The following is a 19,609-nucleotide window of genomic DNA, read 5'->3' as shown; positions in this document are numbered from 1 at the left end:
CATGACCGAGGACGAACGCATCGACGCCGTGCTGGACGAAGTCGGCCCGAGGCTGCGCCGCATCCGGCGCGAGCGCGGGGCCACCCTGGGCGATCTCTCCGCCTCCACCGGCATCTCCGTGAGCACGCTCTCCCGCCTGGAGTCCGGGCAGCGCCGGCCCAGCCTGGAGCTGCTGCTTCCCATCGCCCGCGCCCACCAGGTCCCGCTCGACGAGCTCGTCGGCGCGCCGCCGGTCGGCGACCCGCGCGTCCGCGCCAAGCCGATCGTGCGCCACGGCCGCACGATGTTCCCGCTGACCCGCCAGCCGGGCGGCCTCCAGGCGTACAAGGTGGTGCAGGAGAAGCCGCACGAGCATCCGGATCCGCGGGTGCACGAGGGGTACGAATGGCTCTACGTCCTGTCCGGGAAGCTGCGGCTCGTCCTCGGGGAGCACGATGTCGTCCTCGGGGCGGGGGAGGCGGCCGAGTTCGACACGCGCGTCCCGCACTGGTTCGGGCCGACCCCCGACGGGCCGGTGGAGTTCCTGAGCCTCTTCGGGCCGCAGGGTGAGCGGATGCATGTACGGGCCCGCCCGAAGAAGTCCTGAGCGGGAAGAAGTCCTGAGCGGAAGAAGTCCTGAGCGTATGGTTCCACCCGGCACAAGCGACCGCTTAGTATGCGACGGACCGCGCAGTACGGACGACGGCTGGTGGAGGACCGCGATGCAGGCATGGCGAGTGCACGAGAACGGCGAGCCGGGCGAGGTGATGCAGCGCGACGAGGTGGACACGCCCACGCCCGGTGAGGGGCAGCTCCTCCTCAAGGTGCGCGCCGCCGACATCAACTTCCCCGACGCCCTGCTCTGCCGGGGGCAGTACCAGGTGCGGCCCCCGCTGCCCTTCACCCCCGGCGTGGAGATCTGCGGCGAGACCGAGGACGGGCGCCGGGTCATCGCCACCCCCACCCTCCCGTACGGCGGTCTCGCCGAGTACGCGGTGGCGGACGGGGCGGCGGTGCTCCCCGCGCCCGAGGCCCTGGACGACGCCGAGGCCGCGGCGCTCCACATCGGCTACCAGACCGGATACTTCGGCCTGCACCGCCGAGCCGCCCTGAAGGAGGGCGAGACCCTGCTCGTCCACGCCGCCGCGGGCGGCGTCGGCTCCGCCGCCGTCCAGCTCGGCAAGGCGGCCGGCGCCACCGTCATCGGTGTCGTCGGCGGCGCGGAGAAGGCGGCGGTCGCCCGCGCGCTCGGCTGCGACGTCGTCGTCGACCGGCGCTCCGAGGACGTCATCGCCGCCGTCAAGGAGGCCACCGGCGGCCGTGGTGCCGACGTGATCTACGACCCCGTCGGGGGCGAGGCCTACGCCCAGTCCGCCAAGGTCGTGGCCTTCGAGGGCCGGATCGTGATCGTCGGCTTCGCGAGCGGGGCCATCCCCTCGCCCGCCCTCAACCACGCCCTCGTCAAGAACTACTCGATCGTCGGACTGCATTGGGGCCTCTACAACCTCAAGGACCCGGCCGCGATCCTGCGCTGCCACGAGACGCTCACCGAGTACGCCGCCAAGGGGCTCATCAAGCCGCTGGTCAGCGAGCGGGTGCCGTTCGCCGGCGCGGCGGACGCCGTGCAGCGCGTCTCCGAGGGCGTCACCACCGGCCGTCTCGTCGTCCTCCCGGAAGGAGCCCGCGCATGACGGACGCCGCCGAACTGCGCACCCGTACACAGCGGTTGCTCGCCGAGCACCCGCCCGCCACCACCGCGCGCGAGGACTTCCTCCGGGCCCGCTTCGACGCCGGGCTCGCCTGGGTCCACTACCCCGTCGGCCTCGGCGGACTCGACGCCCCGCGCTCCCTCCAAGCCGTCGTCGACACCGAACTGACGGCCGCCGGCGCCCCCGACAACGACCCGCGCCGGATCGGCATCGGCCTCGGCATGGCCGCGCCGACCCTGCTCGCGTACGGCTCCGAGGAGGTGAAGCAGCGCTTCCTCAAGCCGCTCTGGGTGGGCGAGGAGGTGTGGTGCCAGCTCTTCAGCGAGCCCGGGGCCGGCTCCGACCTCGCCGCACTCGGCACCCGCGCCGTACGCGAGGGCGACACGTGGGTGGTGAACGGCCAGAAGGTGTGGACCTCCAGCGCGCACGTCGCCCGCTGGGCCATCCTCATCGCCCGCACCGACCCCGATCTGCCCAAGCACCGCGGCATCACCTACTTCATCTGCGACATGACCGACCCGGGCGTCGAGGTACGGCCGCTGCGCCAGATCACCGGCGAGGCCGAGTTCAACGAGGTCTTCCTGACCGACGTCCGTATCCCCGACGCCCACCGGCTCGGCGAGATCGGCGACGGCTGGCGGGTCGCCCAGACCACCCTCATGAACGAGCGGGTCTCCATCGGCGGCGCCCGCATCCCCCGCGAGGGCGGCATGATCGGCCGGGTCGCGACCACCTGGCGCGAGCGCCCCGAGCTGCGCACCCACGACCTGCACAGGCGGCTGCTCGACCTGTGGGTGGATGCCGAGGTGGCCCGGCTCACGGGCGAGCGGCTGCGCCAGCAGCTCGTCGCCGGACAGCCCGGCCCCGAAGGCAGCGCCATGAAGCTGGGCTTCGCCCGCCTCAACCAGGCCATCAGCGGACTGGAGGTCGAACTCCTCGGTGAGGAAGGTCTGTTGTACGGGGACTGGACGATGCGCCGCCCCGAGCTCGTCGACTTCACCGGCCGCGACGCCGGGTACCGCTATCTGCGCTCCAAGGGCAACTCGATCGAGGGCGGTACGACCGAGGTCCTGCTCAACATCGTCGCCGAGCGCGTCCTCGGCCTGCCCGCCGAGCCCCGCAACGACAAGGACGTCGCCTGGAAGGACCTCGCGCGATGACGGATCTGCTCTACTCCGAGACCGAGGACGACCTGCGGGCGGCGGTCCGCTCCCTGCTCGCCGACCGGGCCGACCCGCAGACCCTGCTCGGCCGGATCGAGACCCCCGCCCCGTACGTCCCCGGCCTCTGGAAGGCGCTCGGCGGCGAGATCGGCGCGGCCGGACTGCTCGTACCCGAGAAGCTCGGCGGCCAGGGCGCGAGCCACCGCGAGGCGGCCGTGGTCCTGGAGGAGCTGGGTCGCGCGGTGACCCCGGCGCCCTACCTCACCAGCGCGGTGATCGCGACCGAGACGCTGCTCGCGCTCGACACGGAGAGCGGGCCCGTCGCCGAACTGCTCGCCGGTCTCGCGGCCGGCCGCACGGTGGCGGTGCTCGCCCTGCCCCTGTCCGCGGACCCCGACGCCGAGTCGCCCGCCACCGGCACCGTGACCGGTGTCGCCGACGCCGTCGCCGCCGACGTCTTCCTCGTGCCGCGCGCCGACGGCCTCTACGCGGTCCCGGCCGCCGAAGCCACGGTCGCGCCGCAGACCCCGCTCGATCTGACCCGGCCGCTCGCGGCGGTGACCACGGACGGTACGGGCGGCACCCGCCTCGCGGACTCCGCGGCCGCCGCCCGCACGGCGATCGGGCGCGGACTCCTCGCGGGAGCCGGGTTGCTCGCCTCCGAACAGCTCGGGCTCGCCGAGTGGTGCCTGGAGGAGACGGTCCGTCACACGCGTAGCCGGTATCAGTTCAACCGGCCCGTCGGCTCCTTCCAGGCGCTCAAGCACCGGATGGCGCAGCTCTGGCTGGAGGTCGTGAACGCCCGCGCGGCGGCCCGTGCCGCCGCCGACGCGCTGGCCACCGGGGACCCCGAGGCCCGGCTGACCGTGGCCGTGGCCCAGGCGTACTGCTCGAAGGTCGCCGTCCACGCGGCCGAGGAGTGCGTCCAGCTGCACGGCGGCATCGGCATGACCTGGGAGCACCCCGCGCATCTGGCACTGAAGCGGGCCAAGTCCGACCAGATCGCCCTGGGTTCGGCGGGGCGGCACCAGGACGCGATCGCCGCTCTGGTCGGCCTCTCGGCGCCCGCCTGACGTCAGGCGTAAGGGGCCCAGGTGCCCACACCTCCGTACATGCTGTTTAATTGCGAGCTGTTCGCAATAGCAGTTGATCTTCAAGAGGGGTGTGGGCACGATGACCGCCCGATCCATACGCGGCGCGGCCGCCGCGACGCTGGCCGGGGCCCTGGCCCTCACCGCGGCGGCCTGCTCGAACCCGGGCGGGACCGCCGCGGGCGCCGGCGAACGCAAGGATTCCGCGGTCGTCGGCATCGCCTACGAGCCCGAGACCCTCAGCCCCCTCCTCGGCTACGGCAAGGACGGCAACTCCAAGATCTTCGACGGACTGCTCGCCTTCGACGCCGGCATGAAGCTGCGCCCCGCCCTCGCCGTCGAGCTGCCGCGCGTGAGCCCCGACGGGCTGACCTACACGTACAGGCTCCGCAAGGGCGTGACGTTCAGCGACGGACATCCCTTCACGGCCAAGGACGTCGTCTTCACGTACCAGACGGTGCTCGACCCGAAGACCAACAACCCTTCCCGCACCGAACTCGACGCCCTCAAGAGCGTCGAGGCGGTCGGCGACGACACCGTCGTCTTCCGCCTCAAGTACCCCTACGCGCCCTTCGCCGAGCGCACCGTCCTCGCCATCGCCCCCCAACACATCGCGGCGAAGCAGGACGTCAACAGTGGCCCCTTCACCAGCAAGCCCATCGGCACCGGCCCGTACGTCCTCACCTCCTGGTCCAAGGGCGAGAAGCTCAGCTTCGAGGCCAACCCCCGCTACTGGGACGGGGCCCCGCAGGTGAAGAAGCTCACCATGGCGATCATCAAGGACGACGACGTCCGCGCCACCCGGCTGCGCGCCGGCGACCTCGACGGCGCGATCCTGCCGCCCGACCTCGCCGCCGGTTTCGCGAAGGACACCGCGAGGAAGACGTACGCGGCGAAGACGTACGACTACCGGACCGTCACCCTCCCCACCCACCACCCGGTCACCGGGGACATCGCCGTCCGCCGCGCGCTCGACGTCGCCGTCGACCGGCAGGCCATGGTCGACAAGCTCCTCGAAGGCGCCGGAAAGCCCGCCTACGGCCCCGTCCCCACCGACAGCGAGTGGTTCGCCAAGGGCACCGAGCGCCGCCACGACCTCGACGCCGCCCAGCAGATCCTCGACGAGGCCGGCTGGAAGCCCGGTCCCGACGGTGTCCGGGTGAGGAACGGCGTACGCGCCGCGTTCCCGCTCTGGTACCTCTCCGGCGACAAGCTCCGCCAGGACCACGCCCTCGCCTACGCCTCCGACGCCAAGAAGGCCGGCATCGAGATCACGACCCAGAGCGGCACCTGGGAGATCATCGAGCCCCGGATGAAGACCGACGCCGTCCTCGCCGGTGGCGGAACGCCCGGCGACCCCGACTTCGACCAGTACCTCCTCCTGAAGTCCACCCTCGGCGGCGACGGCTTCAACAACATGGCCTGGTACGACAACAAGACCGTCGACAAGGCCCTGGAGGACGGCCGCCGGACCGACGACACCGTCAGGCGCCGGGCCGCCTACGACATCGTCCAGCGCGAGCTGGTGAAGAACCCCGGCTACACCTTCCTCACCCACATCGACCACCTGTACGTGGTGAACGACCGCTGGGAAGGCCTGTCCACCCAGACCGAGCCGCACGACCACGGCCTGGCCTCCGGCCCCTGGTGGAACGTCGAGACCTGGAAGCCCAAGCGGTGAGCCGGCGCCTCCCCTGGGGGGCCATGGCACGGATGACGGGACGGCGGGCCCTGTTCGCCGTCCCCGTCCTCCTCGCCGTCACCGTCGCGGTCTTCGCCGTCGCCGCGGCCTCCCCCTTCGACCCCGTCACGGCGTACGCCGGCACCGCCGGCCTCACCGCCTCGCAGGAGAACCTCGACCAGCTCCGCGACAACCTCGGCGTCGACCGCCCCCTCGTCACCCGCTGGTGGGAGTGGCTCACCTCCGCCCTCCACGGCGAGCTCGGCGACTCCAGCGTCATGCGCCGGCCGGTCGCCGACGTCATCGCCGAGCGGATCGGCTGGTCCGCGCTCCTCGCAGGCGCCGCGTTCCTCCTCGCCGTCGCGCTCGGCACGGGCCTCGGCGTCCTCGCCGGACGCCGCCGCGGCGGCCTCCTCGACCGGGCCGTCAGCTCCGCCGCGTACACCCTGGAAGCCGCCCCCGCCTTCTGGCTCGGACTGCTCGCCATCTGGTTCTTCGCCCTGAAGCTCGGCGCGCTGCCCGCCGGCGGACTCACCGACACCGCCGACGACACCGTCACGGCCGACCAGGTCGCCGGCCACCTCGTGCTGCCCGCCCTGGTCCTCGGCCTCTCGCAACTGCCCTGGTTCCTCCTGTACGTCAGACAGGGCGTCGGCGACGCCCTGGAGGAGGACCCCGTGCGCGGGGCACGCGCGCGTGGCCTGCGCGAGAGGACCGTGCTGCTCGGCCACGCCCTGCGCTCGGGAATGCTCCCCATGCTCACCCTCGTCGGCTCCCGCGTCCCCGAACTCATCACCGGGGCCCTGCTCGTGGAGACCGTGTTCAGCTGGCCCGGCATCGCCGCCGCGACCGTCCAGGCCGCCACCTCCGTGGACTTCCCGCTGCTCGCCGCGCTCACCGTGCTCGCCACCGCCGCCGTACTCCTCGGCAACCTCCTCTCCGACTTGCTGTACGGGCTGGCCGAGCCCCGGGTGGGCTTCGATGGCTGAGCTCCGCCTCCGGGTCTCCGCGGTGATCGTCGGCGCGGTCGTCCTCGCCGTCCTGCTCGTACCCCCGCTCGTCCCGCTCGACGAACAGGCCGTCGACCTGTCGCTGAAACTCCTCCCGCCGTCCTGGGACCACCCCTTCGGGACCGACGACGTCGGCCGCGACCTGCTCCTGCGCTGCGTGTACGGGCTGCGGATCTCACTCCTCGTCGGTCTGGTCGCGGCGCTCGTCGCCACCGTCATCGGCACCGCCGTGGGCGCCGCGGCCGCCTCCCTGGGCGGCTGGACCGACCGGCTCGTGATGCGGATCGTCGACGCCATCGCCTCCGTACCGCACCTGCTGCTCGGCATCTTCATCGTGGCCATGTTCCGGCCCGGGGTATGGCCGGTCATCGTGTCCGTCGCGCTCACCCACTGGCTCTCCACCGCCCGGATCGTCCGCTCCGAGGTGCTCTCGCTGCGCTCACGCCCCTTCGTCGACGCCGCGATCTCCGGCGGCGCCTCGCGGTGGCGGGTGACCGTACGCCATCTGCTGCCCGCCGTCCTGCCGCAGGCCGGACTCGCCGCCGTCCTGATGGTGCCGCACGCCGTGTGGCACGAGTCCGCGCTCTCCTTCCTCGGCCTCGGCCTGCCCGGCCATCAGGCCAGTCTCGGCAACCTCGTCCAGTCCGCGCGCTCCTCGCTGCTCGCCGGCCACTGGTGGCCGACCCTCTTCCCCGGCCTGCTCCTCATCGTGCCCCCGCTGGCGATCGCCGGTCTCGCCGGCGTCTGGCGCGACCGGCTCAACCCGCGCCGCCGATCGGAGCTGATGCTGTGAACACCCCGGACTCCCGCGTCGCACGCGCCCTGAAGGCCGTCACCGCCGAACGCGCCGGCGAGGCCGTCCTCAGCGTGCGCGGACTCACCGTCCGCTTCCGGATGCGCGGCGGACGGCAGGTCGCCGCCGTGAGCGACGCCGATCTCGACCTGTCGGCGGGGGAGTGCCTCGCCCTCGTCGGGGAGAGCGGCTGCGGCAAGTCCGTCCTCGCCTCCGCGCTCCTCGGACTCCTGCCGGGCAACGCCGAGGCCACCGGCACGGCGCTGCTCGGGGGCGCCCGCGGCATCGACCTGCTCGCCGCCGACGAGCGGACCCTGGCCCGTACGGTACGGGGGCGGCGCGCCGGCCTCGTACCGCAGAGCCCGGCCGCCCACCTCAGCCCGGTCCGCACCGTCCGCGCCCAGCTGGAGGAGACGGTCCGCGAACTGACGGGCGTGCCCCGGCGGGAGCGGCGCGCGGCGGCCGAAGCGGCCGCCGCGCGGGCCGCGTTCCCCGCCGGCCACCTCGACCGCCATCCGCACGAACTCTCCGGCGGCCTCGCCCAGCGCGCGGCGACCGCCCTCGCCCTCGTCGGCGACGCCCCGCTCCTCCTCGCGGACGAACCGACCACGGGCCTCGACCGCGACCTGGTCGAGCGGACCGTCGACGAACTGCGCCGCCACACCGACGAGGGCCGGGCCCTGCTCCTGATCACCCACGACCTGGCCGCGGCGGAACGCATCGCCGACCGGGTGGCGGTGATGTACGCGGGCCGGATCGTCGAGACCAGCGCGGCCCAGCGCTTCTTCGGCGAGCCGGGTCCCCGCCACCCGTACGCCCGCGGCCTGTTGAACGCCCTACCCGACCGCGCGTTCACCCCCATCCCCGGCATGCCTCCCGAGCTGACCGCCCTGCCGCCCGGCTGCGCCTTCGCACCCCGCTGCGCACGGGCGACGGAGGCCTGCGGCGCGCTTCCCGAGCCGCTCGCCGGGGTCGCCTGCCACCACCCGGAGGGCCCGCGTGCTTGACCTTGACGCCGTCACCGCCGGCTACGACCGCCGAGCCCCCGTCTTCAGCGGCGCCTCGCTCACGGTCGCGCCCGGCGAATCGGTCGGCCTCCTCGGGCCCAGCGGCTGCGGCAAGTCCACGCTCGCCCGGGTCGCCGCCCTGCTCCACCGGCCCGACGCGGGGCGCGTCACGATCGACGGGGAGGAGGTACGGGGCTGGCGCCACCGCGCGCCGCGCACGCTGCGGACCACCGTCGGCGTGGTGTTCCAGCAGCCCCGGATGTCGGCCGACCCGAGGCTGCGCCTGCGCGATCTGATCGCCGAACCGCTGCGCGCCACCGGCCGCCGCACGGAGGTCCCCGAACGGCTCGCCGCCCTCGCCCCGACCGTCGGACTCACCGACGACCTGCTCGCGCGCCGCCCCCACGAGGTCAGCGACGGCCAGCTCCAACGCGCCTGCCTGGCACGGGCCTTGGTGCTGCGCCCCCGCTGGCTGGTCTGCGACGAGATGACGGCCATGCTCGACGCCTCGACCACCGCCGCGCTGGTCGCTGCCGTGGAGCGCCACCGCGCGGAGACGGGGGCGGGCCTGCTCGCCGTCGGCCACGACCGCGTGCTCCTGGAGCGCTGGTGCGACCGCACGGTCGACTGGTCGGACTGCGTGGCCCAGGCCGGCTCCTAGGGGCGCTCCCGAGACCCGGGGGCGGGTCCGCCGGCGAATGTCACCCGTTCGGCAGGCATGCCGTACGGCCGGACGGCGCCGCCACTGCGCCACACTGGCCGCCGAACGCCGCGATTCCGGCGCGGCGCAAGGAGGGTGTGGGCGATGGCCGTGTCCGTTTCTGTCGTACTGCTGCTGCTCGTCCTGGCGGTGATCTTCCTCCGCAGTGGAGGCCTGAAGTTCTCCCACGCACTGGTCTGCGCTCTGCTCGGCTTCTTCCTCGCGGGCACGAGCATGGCGCCGACCATCCAGAACGGGGTCGCCGCCACCGCCAACGTGGTCAGCAGCCTCAAGCCCTGACGCCGTCGGGCGTCACGTTTCAGGATCACGAACTGCCCATGAATCAAGGGCAGTTGCATGTACATCTCACGGACTCGGGCTTAACGTCAGCCGCCGGCGCGACCGCCGTACGCACCCGAGGAGCCGCGATGACCACCCCCCGAGGCACCCCCCGAGGCACCCTCCGAGGCACCCCCCGAGGACGGGTCCGCGTGCTCGCCCCGATCGCCGCGGTGAGCGCGACCGCCCTGGCGTTCGCCACACCCTTCGCCCTCGCCGACGAGATACCCCTGGCCCCCGGCCACCGGCTCGTCGACCACTACGACGGCGCTCCCGCCACCGCCCGGCCCGTACCGGGCCAGGGGCCCGCCCAGCACCCGTACCTCGCCCCCAACGGGCGCAGCGGGATGCACGCCGACGGCGCGGGTAGCGGAACCCACCCCTTCCCCGGGCCGCTCGGGCGCGATCCGCGGGTCTCCAGCGAGAAGACGGCCGCTCTCGGCGGCGAGTGCGCCACCGTCACCTTCGACGCGGCGGGCCGGATCCTCACCGTGTGCGGGACGCTCGAAGGGTTCCTGCTCAAGCTGATGGACCCCCGTACCCTGGACACGCTCGCCGAGCGCCGGCTGCCGCAGCGCTCCTCGACCGTCGAGGCGATCACCCGGCTCGACTTCGAGAAGATCTTCAAGGACACCTCCGGCGGCGCCTACTTCTACCTGGACCACCGGGACCGGGTCGTACTCGCCGACTCCCGCCAGCACATCCTCCGTATCGCACACCGTCAGAAGACGGACGGCGACTGGGAGTTCGTCGTCGAGGACGACTGGGACCTGACCTCGCTCGTGCCGCACGACTGCGTCGGCTGGACCAACCTCTTCCCGAGCGGCGTCTGCGATCCCGTCACCTCCGTGATGCCCGACTGGGACGGTCGCATCTGGTGGGTCACCCGGCTCGGCCGGGTCGGCACGCTCGACCCCAAGACGGGCGCGCCGCGCTCGGTCCGGCTGGACGGCGAGGAGATCCAGAACTCCTTCTCGGTCGCCGAGGACGGCGTCTCCATCGTCTCCGACCACGCGCTCTACAGCTTCCGCGCTGACGCCGACGGCACCCCGAGGATCGTGTGGCGCCAGACCTACGACCGGGGGAGCGGCACCAAACCCGGCTCGGTGAACCAGGGTTCGGGCACCACCCCCGACCTCTTCGGCGCCGGTGCGACGTACGTGGCCATCACCGACAACGCCGACGACCGGATGAACGTCCTCGTGTACCGGCGCGGTGACGGCGTCCCCGACGCCGAACGCCTCGTCTGCAAGGTCCCGGTCTTCGGGTCCGGGGCCTCCACCACCGACAACTCCCTGATCAGCTGGGGCGACAGCCTCGTCGTGGAGAACAACTACGGCTACGAGAACCCGACCTCGCTGACCTTCGGACGCAGCGTGGTCGGCGGCGTGACGCGGATCGACGTCCGCCCCGACGGCAGCGGCTGCGACACCGTCTGGGAGAGCGACGTCCGCTCGCCCTCCACCGTCCCCAAGCTCTCCACCGCCAACGGCCTGCTCTACTTCTACGAGAAGGAGCCCCACCGCCTCGGCATCGACGCCTGGTACCTCACGGCGGTCGACTTCCGCACCGGGCGGCGCGCGTGGAAGCGGTTCACCGGCACCGGCCCGGCCTACGACAACAACTGGGCCCCGATCACCCTCGGCCCCGACGGCACCGCGTACGTCGGCGTGTTCAACGGGATCGTCGCCGTCCGCGACGGCGGCTGAGAACGCGACGGCGGCTGAACGCGACGGCGGCTGAACGCGACGGCGCCCGGGGCCGCGCGGGCCCCGGGCGCCGGTGTGTGTCAGGCTCAGATCATCTCGGGCACTTCGCCCTCGGTGGTCTTGAGGTCGATCACGGCGAAGGCCGCGCCCTGCGGGTCGACGATCGCCGCGAACCGCCCGAAGGGGCTGCCCATCGGCCCGAAGACCTTCTGTCCGCCGAGCTTCTCCGCCTTCTCGACGGCCTGGTCGCAGTTGTCGACGGCGAAGTAGATCTGGATGTACGACGGGATCTCGGCCGGGAAGTCCTCCGGCGTCATCGTCATCCGGCCGAGGACCGGCATCTCGCCACCCAGGTCGAAGACCTTGTAGTCGATGTGCTCGTCCTTCATCTTCTTGGAGTTGTAGCCGAAGACCGAGGCGAAGAAGTCGTCCGACTTCCCCGGCTCCCGGGTGAAGACCTCGGCCCACGCGAAGCTGCCGGTCTCGCCCTCCAGCTCGAAGCCCTCGTGGGCGCCCGGCTGCCAGACGCCGAAGAGGACGCCCGTCGGGTCCTGCGCCAGGCACATGGAGCCGAAGTCGCCGACGGCCATCGGCTCCATGATCAGGGTGCCGCCGCTGTTCTTGATCTTCTCGGCCGTGGCGGCGACGTCCGGCGACGAGAAGTACAGACACCAGGCCGACTGCGGTGGTGCGTCCTGCCCCGGCATGGGCGGGACGACGGCCGCGACCGCCTTGCCGTCGCGGTAGGCCTGGGTGTAGTTGCCGAATTCCGAGGAGGCTTCGCCGAAGGTCCAGCCCAGCACCTCGCCGTAGAAGCTCTTGGCGCCCTCGACGTCGGTGAACATCGCGTCGGTCCAGACCGGTGTGCCTTCAGGTCGTGCGGCCATGACGGTGACTCTCTTCCGATCGATGGTGGTTCTCGATGGTGGGTTGCCGAGACCCACGCTAGCCAGCACGGGCGCGCCGCGCTCGGTGACGGAGCGTGTTCACCCGGATCGCCGCACGGTGGCGGCGGGGCGGGCGAACGGCTAGGAGCCGACCAGGCGGGAACGGATGAGGAAGCGGACCCCCTCCGGGGCCTCCAGCGAGAAGCCGCTGCCGCGCCCCGGCACCACGTCCACGATGAGCCGGGTGTGGCTCCACACCTCGAACTGGGACGCCGACATCCAGAACGGGACCGGCTCCGCGACGCCGGCGACCTCCAGGGACGCGAGCAGTACGTCCGATCCGCCGGTGCGGAACTCCCCGTCCGGGTAGCACATGGGCGCGCTGCCGTCGCAGCAGCCGCCCGACTGGTGGAACATCAGCGGCCCGTGCAGCTCCCGCAGCCGCCGCACCAGCTCGGCGGCGGCGGGGGTCAGCTCCACGCGCGCCTCGGCTCGGTCCATCGGTCCGCCCCTTTCCTCGCGGTCGGCGTACCCAGCCAACTCCGTGCGAGGTTGCGAGAGGGTTGCGGCCGCCATGTCGCGGTCATCCGGTCCGTGCACGACCCTGGAAACTGACGGATCGTCAGGTTAGTCTCCGCGCATGATTCCGACCGTCGTCTGGGGAACGGGAAATGTCGGCCGCGCGGCCGTGCGGGCCGTCGACGCCCATCCGGCCCTCGCACTCGCCGCCGTGCTCGTCCACGACCCCGGCAAGGTGGGCCGCGACGCGGGTGAGCTCGCGGGACTCGGCCGGGCGCTGGGGGTCGCGGCGACCGACGACGTCGACGCCGTGCTCGCCGCCCGTCCCCGCGCCGTCGTGTACGCGGCGTCCGGCGACATCCGGCCCGACGAGGCGCTCGCCGACGTCGTCAGGGCGGTCCGCGGCGGTGCGGTCGTCGTGACCCCCGCGCTGTATCCGCTCTACGACCAGCGGAACGCCCCGCCGGAGTTCCGGGACCCGGTGCTCGCCGCCGTCGAGGAGGGCGGCGGATCGCTCTTCGTCTCCGGCGTGGACCCCGGGTGGGGCAACGATGTGCTGCCGCTGCTGATCAGCGGCCTGGGCACCACCGTCGACGCGATCCGCTGCCAGGAGATCTTCGACTACTCGACGTACGAGCAGGAGGACTCGGTCCGCCATCTCGTCGGCATGGGGCACCCGATGGAGTACGAGCCGCTGATGCTCGCCCCGTCGGTGCCGACCATGGTGTGGGGCGGTCAGATACGGCTCATGGCCAGGGCCCTCGGCGTCGAGCTCGACGAGATCCGCGAGACCTTGGAACGGCGCGCGCTCGACGCCACCGTGACCACCCGGACCATGGGCGTGTTCGAGGCCGGCACCCAGGGCGCCGTGCGCTTCGAGGTGCAGGGCATCGTCGGGGGCGAACCCCGGATCGTCGTCGAGCACGTCACCCGTATCCACCCCTCCTGCGCCCCCGACTGGCCGACACCGCCCGACGGCGCGGGCGCGCACCGGGTGATCGTCGAGGGCCGCCCGCACATCGAGGTCACGGTCGAGGCGACCGACGAGGGCGAGAACCGCTCCGCGGGCGGGAACGCCACGGCCGTCGGCCGGCTCGTCAACGCCGTCGACTGGCTCGTGGACGCCGCGCCGGGCCTCTACGACGCCCTCGACATCCCCCTGCGCCCGGCAGTCGGCAAACTGGGAAGGAAGCAGCCATGAGGATCGACGTCCCCGAGGGCAGGCACCCGATCGAGTACGTATGGGGCGAGATCGTCCCCGAGATCGGGACGGCCGCCTCGAACTTCTCCCTCTCCGTCTACGCCCACACCACCCTGGGGCTGCGCGAGTTCGAGGCCGCGCGGCTGCGCATCGCCCGGATCAACGGCTGCACGTTCTGTCTGGACTGGCGCACCGAGCGCGACGGCGTGACGGTCGAGGAGGGCTTCGCGGACGCGGTGACCCAGTGGCGCACCACCGATGCCTTCGACGACCGTACGCGGCTGGCCGCGGAGTACGCCGAGCGGTACGCCCTGGATCATCACGGTCTCGACGAGGAGTTCTGGTCTCGTATGACCGCGCACTACAGCCAGCCCGAGATCGTGGAGCTCAGCATGTCCATCGGCTCCTGGCTGGCCTTCGGCCGGCTCAATCATGTGCTCGGCCTCGACAGCGTGTGTGTGCTGCCCACGGGGTGACTCAGAGGTCGGTGGCGATGATCTTCTCGATGTTGCGTTCGGCGAGGGCGGTGATGGTGACGAACGGGTTGACGCTGGTGTTGCCGGGGATCAGGGCGCCGTCGATGACGTAGAGGCCGGGGTGGCCGTGGAGGCGGCCGTAGTTGTCGGTGGCCCGGCCCAGGACCGCGCCGCCGAGCGGGTGGTACGTGAGGTGGTCGCCCCAGATCTTGTACGCGCCGAAGAGGTCCGTGCGGTAGATCGTCCCCTCCTTCGCGTTGATCCTGTCGAAGATCGTCTTGGCGGCGTCGATGGACGGCTGCTTCCAGGCGGTCTGCCAGTTCAGCTCGACCCGGCCCGCCGCCGGGTTCCAGGAGAACTCGGCACGGTGCGGGTTCTTGGTGATCGACAGATAGAACGAGGCGTACGTCTCGATCCCGGTCGGCAGCGGCGCCACCTCGGCGAACGCGCCGCCCGCGGCCCAGTTGTCGATGCCGGCCGTGGGCATCGAGGCCTGGAGCTTTCCGGTCGCGTCCCACATGTGGTTCGCGCGGCCGCACATGACGTTGCCGTTGTCCCCCCAGCCCTTGCCGATCTCGCCGTTGAGGCCGGGCAGCGCGCCGGTGGCCTTCAGCATGGTGAGCAGCTTGCTCGTGCCGACGCTGCCGGCCGCGAAGAACACCCGGTCCGCGAGGAGGGTCTTGGTGGCCGTGGTGTTCCCGGCGGTGTCGAGCTGGTCGACGAGGACCGTGTAGCCGCCGCCGGCGGCGGGGGAGACCGAGGTGACCTTGTGCAGCGGGGAGACGGTGACCCGGCCGGTCGCGCGCGCCTGCGCGAGATAGGTCTTCTGCAGCGTCTTCTTGCCGTGGTTGTTGCCGTAGAGGACCTCGCCGGCCAGCGCCGACGTGGGGACGGCGCCGGCCGCCTCCTGCTTCATGTACTCCCAGTCGTACACGTTGGGCACGAAGACGAACGGGAAGCCGGAGCGCTCGGCGTGCTTACGGCCGACCCGGGCGTACTGGTAGCAGGCGGCGCTCTCCCACCAGGCGGGGTCGACGTGGTTCACGCCGAGCTCGGCGTTGGCGCGGGGGTAGTAGACCCCGTACATCTCGTCGGCGTCCACGGACGGCAGGATCGCGCCGAAGTTCTCCCGGCGTGGGGTGACCGCCATGCCGCCGTTGACCAGCGAGCCGCCTCCGACGCCCCGGCCCTGGTAGACGGTGATGCCGCCGAACTCCTCGGCGTCCAGGATCCCGGTGTGGCGGGGGACGTCCTTGTCGAGCGGGAAGCCGAGGAACTGGCTCAGCGGCTGCTTGGTTCGGGTGCGCAGCCAGAAGGAGCGGTAGTCGGGGCTGGTCGTGTTGGCGAAGATCTTTCCGTCGGCGCCGGGGGTGTCCCAGGCCATGCCCATCTCGACCATGTGGACGTCGACGCCCGCCAAGGCGAGCCGCAGCGCGGCGACGGAGCCGCCGTAACCGGTGCCGATGACCAAGGCGGGGATGCGGGTCTGAGCGGTCGAGGCGAACGCGTCGCCGGGGAGAGCGAGAGCGCCGAGAAGAGAACCTGTTCCCGTGATGAATCCACGGCGTGAGACAGCCATGTGAGTCCCTCACTGTCGGTGGAATGGGAACGAGTTCTACTGCCGCCCGCATGGGAAGTCACGGCATACCGATTGGTAACTTTTGACTGGATCGCGCACGAATGACTCAAGGATGAATGCCGCAAAGCCGACATTCTGATGAGTGAGAGATCCGCCGAGCCCGGAGCGCGCATGCCCCTGCCGACCACCGCCCCCGACGAGCTCGACCGCGCCGCGGCCCAGCTCTACGACACCGCCGCATGGCAGGAGATCGTCCGCCACTGGGACGCGCCCTCGGAGCGGCCCGCGCCCGCCCCCGATGACTGGCGCCGACTGCTCTCCGTCCCCGTCGACCAGCTCGTCGCCACCGCCCTCGCCGGCCTCACCGCGCCCTCGCCCGCCGAGCGCCCGCTCCCCGGCCGGCTCGGCGCGATCCTGCCCGACCGGCTGCACACCTGGCGCCGCATCGGCCAGGCCGACGTGCGCCCCTCCACCCACCTCGCCCACGCCCGCCATGTCCTCGTCGAGTGGGGCTGGCAGAACCGGGCGTACCGCCTCCGCGACGCCCGGGGCGCCCGCTGCCTGTGCGGCGCCCTGCTCACCGCGCACCGCCTCGGCTACGGCAGCGCCGACACCATGAACCGCTCCGCCGCCTGGATCGTCACCGAACTGCGCGCCCAGGGCTGGACCGGCCTGATCGGCCCCTGGAACCGCGCGCCGGGACGTACCGCGGAGCAGGCCCTGGGGCTCATCGACGCGACGATCCGCCGCGCCGCGCACGCGGGAGAGTGAACGCGCCCTCCCGGGCGCTCCCGCGCGGCGTCACTCCGTGTCCTCCACGCTGTCCGACACCGTGAAGAGCCCGCCGTCCGGATCGCGCAGCGTGACACAGCGTCCGTTGCCCGAGGGGCGGACCGGCGAGGTGGTCGTACCGCCCAGCCGGGTGGCCATCTCGATCGCGTCGTCGACATCGGGGACACGGAAGTGCACATGCCAGCGCGGCCGGATCTGGGGGTCGGGGGCCGCCTCCACGGCGCCCCCGAAGAGCCGCGCGACCGTGACGCCGGCGTGGCTCAGCACGACACGATCGTCCTCGTAGGCGACCTGGCAGCAGTCGGGCCGCTCGCCGGCCCAGTCCAGGACCTCGGCGTAGAAGATCGCCGCGTCGAAGGCGTCACGGGTCCGCAGCTCCAGCCAGGCCGGGGCGCCGCCCTTGCCGACGCTCCAGTCGGGGATGACCTCGCCCTCCCAGATGCCGAACACGGCACCGTCGCGGTCGGAGCAGAGCGCGGCCCGGCCCGTCCCGAACCGCAGCGGCCCCACGGCCACCGTGGCGCTGCGCTCACGGATGCGCGCCGCCGCCAGATCCGCGTCGTCGACGGCGAAGTACGGAGTCCAGGCGACGGCCACCGAGAGACGGGGCGCGAGCGCACCGATACCGGCGACCGGGGCCCCCTCGCTCAGAGCGACGGAGAACTCCTCACCGAGCCGGGTGGAGCGGAACTCCCAGCCGAAGACACCACCGTAGAAGGTCTCGGCGGCGCGCAGATCGCGGGCCATGAGACTGACCCAACACGGGGCGCCGTACACCGCATGGCTCGAGGTCGACACAGCCTTCATCCATCCGTCGTGGACGTGATCGTTCTCCATCCCACCGTACCCCCGGGGAGATCGCCATTCCGGCGGGCCGTCCCGGTACAGCGTGCGAAGAGACCACCCGTGCGAAAACCTGGGAGAGGGACCGGGGGAGAAGGGCAGGTGGCGAGGGCGGGGAGGTCGTGGCGACGCGAGCGGAAGGACCGTGGAATCCATGGTGACGGGCGTGCGCGGTGCGCTACGACGACCGGTGGCCGAGCTGCTCGAACGGCGCCGGGACCCGGCCGTCGTCCACACCCTGCGGTCCACCGCCGCGGCGGTGATCTCCTACGTCGTCGCGCTCCAGCTGAGCAACGAACCGGCCCCCCTGACGGCCCCGCTCACGGCGCTTCTCGTCGTCCAGGTCACCCTCTACTCCACGCTCACCACCGGAATCCGCCGGGTCAACTCCGTGGTCGTCGGCGTCGTCATCGCGATCGCGTTCAGCGCGCTGGTCGGCCTGTCCTGGTGGAGCCTCGGCCTGGTCATCCTGGCGTCGCTGGTGGTGGGCCGGTTCGCGCGCGTCGAGGAGTTCGTGCCCGAGGTCGCGATCAGCGCGATGCTCGTCCTCGGCGTCACCCAGGTCACCGACACCGCCTGGGACCGGGTCGTGGAGACCCTGATCGGGGCGACCGTGGGCCTGCTGTTCAACGTGCTGCTCGTCCCGCCGGTCTGGGTGGGATCGGCCGGGGAGTCCATCGAGGACCTGTCACGGCGCATGCGGCAGCTCTTCCTGCGCCTCGGCGAGGAACTCACCAGCCCCATCCCCGTCGAACACGCCGCCGCGCGCCTGCACGAGGCGCGCCGGCTCGACAACGACGTGGCCGACGTCGACGCGGCGCTGCGCCAGGCCGAGGACAGCCTGCGCCTCAACCCGCGGGTCAAGGAAGGGCTCCTGCACCGCATCGTGCTCCGCACCGGCCTGGACACACTGGAGATCTGCGCCGTCGTGCTGCGCGTCCTCGCCCGCACGCTCACCGACCTCGCCAAGGAACGGGAGGAGGAGGAACTCTTCCCGAAGGACGTGGCGATCGCGCTCGAGGATCTCCTGGCGCGCGTCGCCGACACGCTCGTGAGCTTCGCGATCCTCGTCACCGCCCGCATCAGCGCGGACGCCGACCGCGCGGAGGAACGCCTCGCCGGCGAACTCCTCGCGGCCCGCGCCGTCCGTGACCACGTGGCCGACCTGCTGCTCCTGATGGTGCGGCGCGATCCCCGGCAGTGGCAGCTGTACGGGGCGCTGCTCGCGGAGATCGACCGGATCCTCGACGAGCTGGATCTCGACCACCGCGGCCGTCGCCTGATGGAGGAACTCGACCGCCACTCGCGTGAACGGACCGAGCGGCGGCCGAGGTTGACGGCGATGCGAGACCGGCTGGGCGTGTGACGGGACGGAGGGGGGCGGGCTGGGGTCCTGCTGTCATCGCCGGTCGTTCATCAGCTCCTGGAACGAACTCATACAAGGCGTGCAGTGACGGTCGGTCCTCTCACGCTCTTCGAGGTGCTCCTCGTGGAGGGACTGCCCACAGAGGGCGGTCGCGGTACCCATGGCGGCAACGTGCCAGACGAAGACCCCGTCGCGGGGTGCTATGCCGACGTGCATTTCGTACATGGTCGTCTCCATGCTCGGCGGACGCTTGCCTCTCCAGTGCACCGGACGCGGGGGTGGTTGTACGCCGGAGGGCGGCTGTTCGGGTGACGCGGCCCGCGCCGCCGACCAGGCTGCCCCGGTGCCGGATGGCTACGCTGTACGTGGGGGCGTGGACGGCGACACCGGTCGGAGGCGACCCCATGAGACGACGCCACCATTTCCACATCGACCACGCGGGGCACTCCGTCAGCGCCACCGTCCAGACCGGCCGCACCGTGGTGGTGGAGGTCCTCGTCGACGGCAAGGAGACGGGCCACGCCACGACCGGCGCCGACCGCCCGGTGACCGTGCACACCGAGCTGCCGACCGATCCCCCCACGGAGGCGACGGTCCGGGTGGCGCCCGGCCCCGGAATCCCCCGCTGCGTTCTCGAAGTGCCGGGCGCCGAGCCGCAGGTCATGTCCCCCCGGCTCTACTGACGTACGGCGACGGGTGACGTGCGGCGACGGTGATGTGCGGCGACGGGTGACGGCTGACGGGCGGCGGCGGGCGGACCCGGCG

General features: G+C 72.2%; 21 protein-coding genes. 16 read left to right on the top strand and 5 right to left on the bottom strand.

Annotated elements, in window-relative coordinates; genetic code table 11:
- Nucleotide 1 precedes the first annotated feature (1 nt).
- The 11 genes from FDM97_RS20350 to FDM97_RS20300 all read left to right on the top strand — a co-directional run bounded on the left by FDM97_RS20350 (nt 2) and on the right by FDM97_RS20300 (nt 11,181).
- Complete coding sequence (locus FDM97_RS20350) at nt 2–586, top strand: helix-turn-helix domain-containing protein (RefSeq protein WP_137991806.1); 585 nt, start codon at nt 2–4, stop codon at nt 584–586.
- A gap of 115 nt (nt 587–701) precedes the next feature.
- Nucleotides 702–1,670 carry an NADPH:quinone oxidoreductase family protein gene (locus FDM97_RS20345; protein WP_137991805.1) on the top strand — a complete coding sequence of 323 codons (969 nt, stop codon included), beginning with the start codon at nt 702–704 and terminating at the stop codon, nt 1,668–1,670.
- Nucleotides 1,667–2,848: an acyl-CoA dehydrogenase family protein gene (locus FDM97_RS20340; RefSeq protein WP_137991804.1), complete on the top strand. Its 1,182-nt coding sequence runs from the start codon at nt 1,667–1,669 to the stop codon at nt 2,846–2,848. The genes FDM97_RS20345 and FDM97_RS20340 overlap by 4 nt, the downstream gene beginning before the upstream one ends.
- A complete protein-coding gene (locus FDM97_RS20335; protein WP_137991803.1) occupies nt 2,845–3,924 on the top strand; it encodes an acyl-CoA dehydrogenase family protein in 1,080 nt (359 codons plus the stop codon). The genes FDM97_RS20340 and FDM97_RS20335 overlap by 4 nt, the downstream gene beginning before the upstream one ends.
- A 100-nt stretch (nt 3,925–4,024) precedes the next feature.
- Complete coding sequence (locus tag FDM97_RS20330; RefSeq protein WP_137991802.1) at nt 4,025–5,623, top strand: ABC transporter substrate-binding protein; 1,599 nt, start codon at nt 4,025–4,027, stop codon at nt 5,621–5,623.
- Nucleotides 5,620–6,612 (top strand): ABC transporter permease, encoded by a 993-nt coding sequence (locus tag FDM97_RS20325; protein ID WP_137991801.1) that lies wholly within the window; start codon nt 5,620–5,622, stop codon nt 6,610–6,612. Before FDM97_RS20330 ends, FDM97_RS20325 begins: the two co-directional genes overlap by 4 nt.
- Entirely contained in the window at nt 6,605–7,426 is an 822-nt protein-coding gene (locus tag FDM97_RS20320) for an ABC transporter permease (RefSeq protein ID WP_137991800.1), read from the top strand. The genes FDM97_RS20325 and FDM97_RS20320 overlap by 8 nt, the downstream gene beginning before the upstream one ends.
- A gap of 101 nt (nt 7,427–7,527) precedes the next feature.
- On the top strand, nt 7,528–8,433 hold the full coding sequence (locus tag FDM97_RS20315; protein WP_137994932.1) for an ABC transporter ATP-binding protein: 906 nt from the start codon (nt 7,528–7,530) through the stop codon (nt 8,431–8,433).
- Nucleotides 8,426–9,094 (top strand): ABC transporter ATP-binding protein, encoded by a 669-nt coding sequence (locus FDM97_RS20310; protein WP_137991799.1) that lies wholly within the window; start codon nt 8,426–8,428, stop codon nt 9,092–9,094. The genes FDM97_RS20315 and FDM97_RS20310 overlap by 8 nt, the downstream gene beginning before the upstream one ends.
- 144 nt (nt 9,095–9,238) lie before the next feature.
- Nucleotides 9,239–9,433, top strand: coding sequence for a hypothetical protein (locus tag FDM97_RS20305; protein ID WP_137991798.1), 195 nt, complete (start codon nt 9,239–9,241; stop codon nt 9,431–9,433).
- Nucleotides 9,434–9,561: 128 nt separating this feature from the next.
- Nucleotides 9,562–11,181 (top strand): hypothetical protein, encoded by a 1,620-nt coding sequence (locus FDM97_RS20300; protein ID WP_137991797.1) that lies wholly within the window; start codon nt 9,562–9,564, stop codon nt 11,179–11,181.
- Between the two features lie 86 nt (nt 11,182–11,267).
- Here the strand turns inward: FDM97_RS20300 and FDM97_RS20295 are convergent, their stop codons facing one another.
- On the bottom strand, nt 11,268–12,068 hold the full coding sequence (locus FDM97_RS20295) for a VOC family protein (protein ID WP_137991796.1): 801 nt from the start codon (nt 12,066–12,068) through the stop codon (nt 11,268–11,270).
- Nucleotides 12,069–12,209: 141 nt separating this feature from the next.
- On the bottom strand, nt 12,210–12,569 hold the full coding sequence (locus tag FDM97_RS20290; protein ID WP_137991795.1) for a DUF779 domain-containing protein: 360 nt from the start codon (nt 12,567–12,569) through the stop codon (nt 12,210–12,212).
- A 139-nt stretch (nt 12,570–12,708) separates the two neighbouring features.
- On the opposite strand from FDM97_RS20290, the gene FDM97_RS20285 reads away from it, so the two are divergent.
- Both FDM97_RS20285 and FDM97_RS20280 read left to right on the top strand, forming a co-directional pair.
- The gene (locus FDM97_RS20285; protein ID WP_137991794.1) at nt 12,709–13,788 is read left to right on the top strand and encodes an NAD(P)H-dependent amine dehydrogenase family protein; all 1,080 of its coding nucleotides are present in this window, start codon (nt 12,709–12,711) and stop codon (nt 13,786–13,788) included.
- Nucleotides 13,785–14,264 (top strand): carboxymuconolactone decarboxylase family protein, encoded by a 480-nt coding sequence (locus FDM97_RS20280; RefSeq protein ID WP_137991793.1) that lies wholly within the window; start codon nt 13,785–13,787, stop codon nt 14,262–14,264. Before FDM97_RS20285 ends, FDM97_RS20280 begins: the two co-directional genes overlap by 4 nt.
- 1 nt (nt 14,265) lies before the next feature.
- Here FDM97_RS20280 and FDM97_RS20275 read toward each other — a convergent pair whose 3' ends face one another.
- Complete coding sequence (locus tag FDM97_RS20275) at nt 14,266–15,843, bottom strand: GMC oxidoreductase (protein WP_137991792.1); 1,578 nt, start codon at nt 15,841–15,843, stop codon at nt 14,266–14,268.
- A 171-nt stretch (nt 15,844–16,014) separates the two neighbouring features.
- Here FDM97_RS20275 and FDM97_RS20270 point away from each other — a divergent pair, with 171 nt between their 5' ends.
- Complete coding sequence (locus tag FDM97_RS20270) at nt 16,015–16,614, top strand: DUF6197 family protein (RefSeq protein ID WP_175439177.1); 600 nt, start codon at nt 16,015–16,017, stop codon at nt 16,612–16,614.
- 30 nt (nt 16,615–16,644) lie between these two features.
- Here the strand turns inward: FDM97_RS20270 and FDM97_RS20265 are convergent, their stop codons facing one another.
- The gene (locus FDM97_RS20265; RefSeq protein ID WP_137991791.1) at nt 16,645–17,382 is read right to left on the bottom strand and encodes a VOC family protein; all 738 of its coding nucleotides are present in this window, start codon (nt 17,380–17,382) and stop codon (nt 16,645–16,647) included.
- 250 nt (nt 17,383–17,632) lie between these two features.
- Between FDM97_RS20265 and FDM97_RS20260 the strand changes: the two genes are divergently transcribed.
- Complete coding sequence (locus tag FDM97_RS20260; RefSeq protein WP_137991790.1) at nt 17,633–18,844, top strand: aromatic acid exporter family protein; 1,212 nt, start codon at nt 17,633–17,635, stop codon at nt 18,842–18,844.
- Nucleotides 18,845–18,877: 33 nt separating this feature from the next.
- Here FDM97_RS20260 and FDM97_RS20255 read toward each other — a convergent pair whose 3' ends face one another.
- Nucleotides 18,878–19,069 carry a hypothetical protein gene (locus FDM97_RS20255; RefSeq protein WP_137991789.1) on the bottom strand — a complete coding sequence of 64 codons (192 nt, stop codon included), beginning with the start codon at nt 19,067–19,069 and terminating at the stop codon, nt 18,878–18,880.
- 179 nt (nt 19,070–19,248) lie between these two features.
- On the opposite strand from FDM97_RS20255, the gene FDM97_RS20250 reads away from it, so the two are divergent.
- Nucleotides 19,249–19,527 (top strand): hypothetical protein, encoded by a 279-nt coding sequence (locus FDM97_RS20250; RefSeq protein ID WP_137991788.1) that lies wholly within the window; start codon nt 19,249–19,251, stop codon nt 19,525–19,527.
- The last annotated feature ends 82 nt before the right edge of the window (nt 19,528–19,609 follow it).

This window comes from Streptomyces vilmorinianum (genome assembly GCF_005517195.1).
Taxonomy (GTDB): domain Bacteria; phylum Actinomycetota; class Actinomycetes; order Streptomycetales; family Streptomycetaceae; genus Streptomyces; species Streptomyces vilmorinianum.
The sequence above is the reverse complement of the archived record's forward strand: the minus strand, read 5'-3'. Positions and strand labels throughout refer to the sequence as shown.

What these genes read in the sequence shown, in the direction of transcription:
- FDM97_RS20350 (WP_137991806.1), top strand. Translation starts at nt 2, where the DNA reads ATGACCGAGGACGAACGCATCGACGCCGTGCTGGACGAAGTCGGCCCG.
- FDM97_RS20345 (WP_137991805.1), top strand. Translation starts at nt 702, where the DNA reads ATGCAGGCATGGCGAGTGCACGAGAACGGCGAGCCGGGCGAGGTGATG.
- FDM97_RS20340 (WP_137991804.1), top strand. Translation starts at nt 1,667, where the DNA reads ATGACGGACGCCGCCGAACTGCGCACCCGTACACAGCGGTTGCTCGCC.
- FDM97_RS20335 (WP_137991803.1), top strand. Translation starts at nt 2,845, where the DNA reads ATGACGGATCTGCTCTACTCCGAGACCGAGGACGACCTGCGGGCGGCG.
- FDM97_RS20330 (WP_137991802.1), top strand. Translation starts at nt 4,025, where the DNA reads ATGACCGCCCGATCCATACGCGGCGCGGCCGCCGCGACGCTGGCCGGG.
- FDM97_RS20320 (WP_137991800.1), top strand. Translation starts at nt 6,605, where the DNA reads ATGGCTGAGCTCCGCCTCCGGGTCTCCGCGGTGATCGTCGGCGCGGTC.
- FDM97_RS20315 (WP_137994932.1), top strand. Translation starts at nt 7,528, where the DNA reads ATGCGCGGCGGACGGCAGGTCGCCGCCGTGAGCGACGCCGATCTCGAC.
- FDM97_RS20305 (WP_137991798.1), top strand. Translation starts at nt 9,239, where the DNA reads ATGGCCGTGTCCGTTTCTGTCGTACTGCTGCTGCTCGTCCTGGCGGTG.
- FDM97_RS20300 (WP_137991797.1), top strand. Translation starts at nt 9,562, where the DNA reads ATGACCACCCCCCGAGGCACCCCCCGAGGCACCCTCCGAGGCACCCCC.
- FDM97_RS20295 (WP_137991796.1), bottom strand. Translation starts at nt 12,068, where the DNA reads ATGGCCGCACGACCTGAAGGCACACCGGTCTGGACCGACGCGATGTTC.
- FDM97_RS20290 (WP_137991795.1), bottom strand. Translation starts at nt 12,569, where the DNA reads ATGGACCGAGCCGAGGCGCGCGTGGAGCTGACCCCCGCCGCCGCCGAG.
- FDM97_RS20285 (WP_137991794.1), top strand. Translation starts at nt 12,709, where the DNA reads ATGATTCCGACCGTCGTCTGGGGAACGGGAAATGTCGGCCGCGCGGCC.
- FDM97_RS20280 (WP_137991793.1), top strand. Translation starts at nt 13,785, where the DNA reads ATGAGGATCGACGTCCCCGAGGGCAGGCACCCGATCGAGTACGTATGG.
- FDM97_RS20275 (WP_137991792.1), bottom strand. Translation starts at nt 15,843, where the DNA reads ATGGCTGTCTCACGCCGTGGATTCATCACGGGAACAGGTTCTCTTCTC.
- FDM97_RS20270 (WP_175439177.1), top strand. Translation starts at nt 16,015, where the DNA reads ATGCCCCTGCCGACCACCGCCCCCGACGAGCTCGACCGCGCCGCGGCC.
- FDM97_RS20265 (WP_137991791.1), bottom strand. Translation starts at nt 17,382, where the DNA reads ATGGCCCGCGATCTGCGCGCCGCCGAGACCTTCTACGGTGGTGTCTTC.
- FDM97_RS20260 (WP_137991790.1), top strand. Translation starts at nt 17,633, where the DNA reads ATGGTGACGGGCGTGCGCGGTGCGCTACGACGACCGGTGGCCGAGCTG.
- FDM97_RS20255 (WP_137991789.1), bottom strand. Translation starts at nt 19,069, where the DNA reads ATGTACGAAATGCACGTCGGCATAGCACCCCGCGACGGGGTCTTCGTC.
- FDM97_RS20250 (WP_137991788.1), top strand. Translation starts at nt 19,249, where the DNA reads ATGAGACGACGCCACCATTTCCACATCGACCACGCGGGGCACTCCGTC.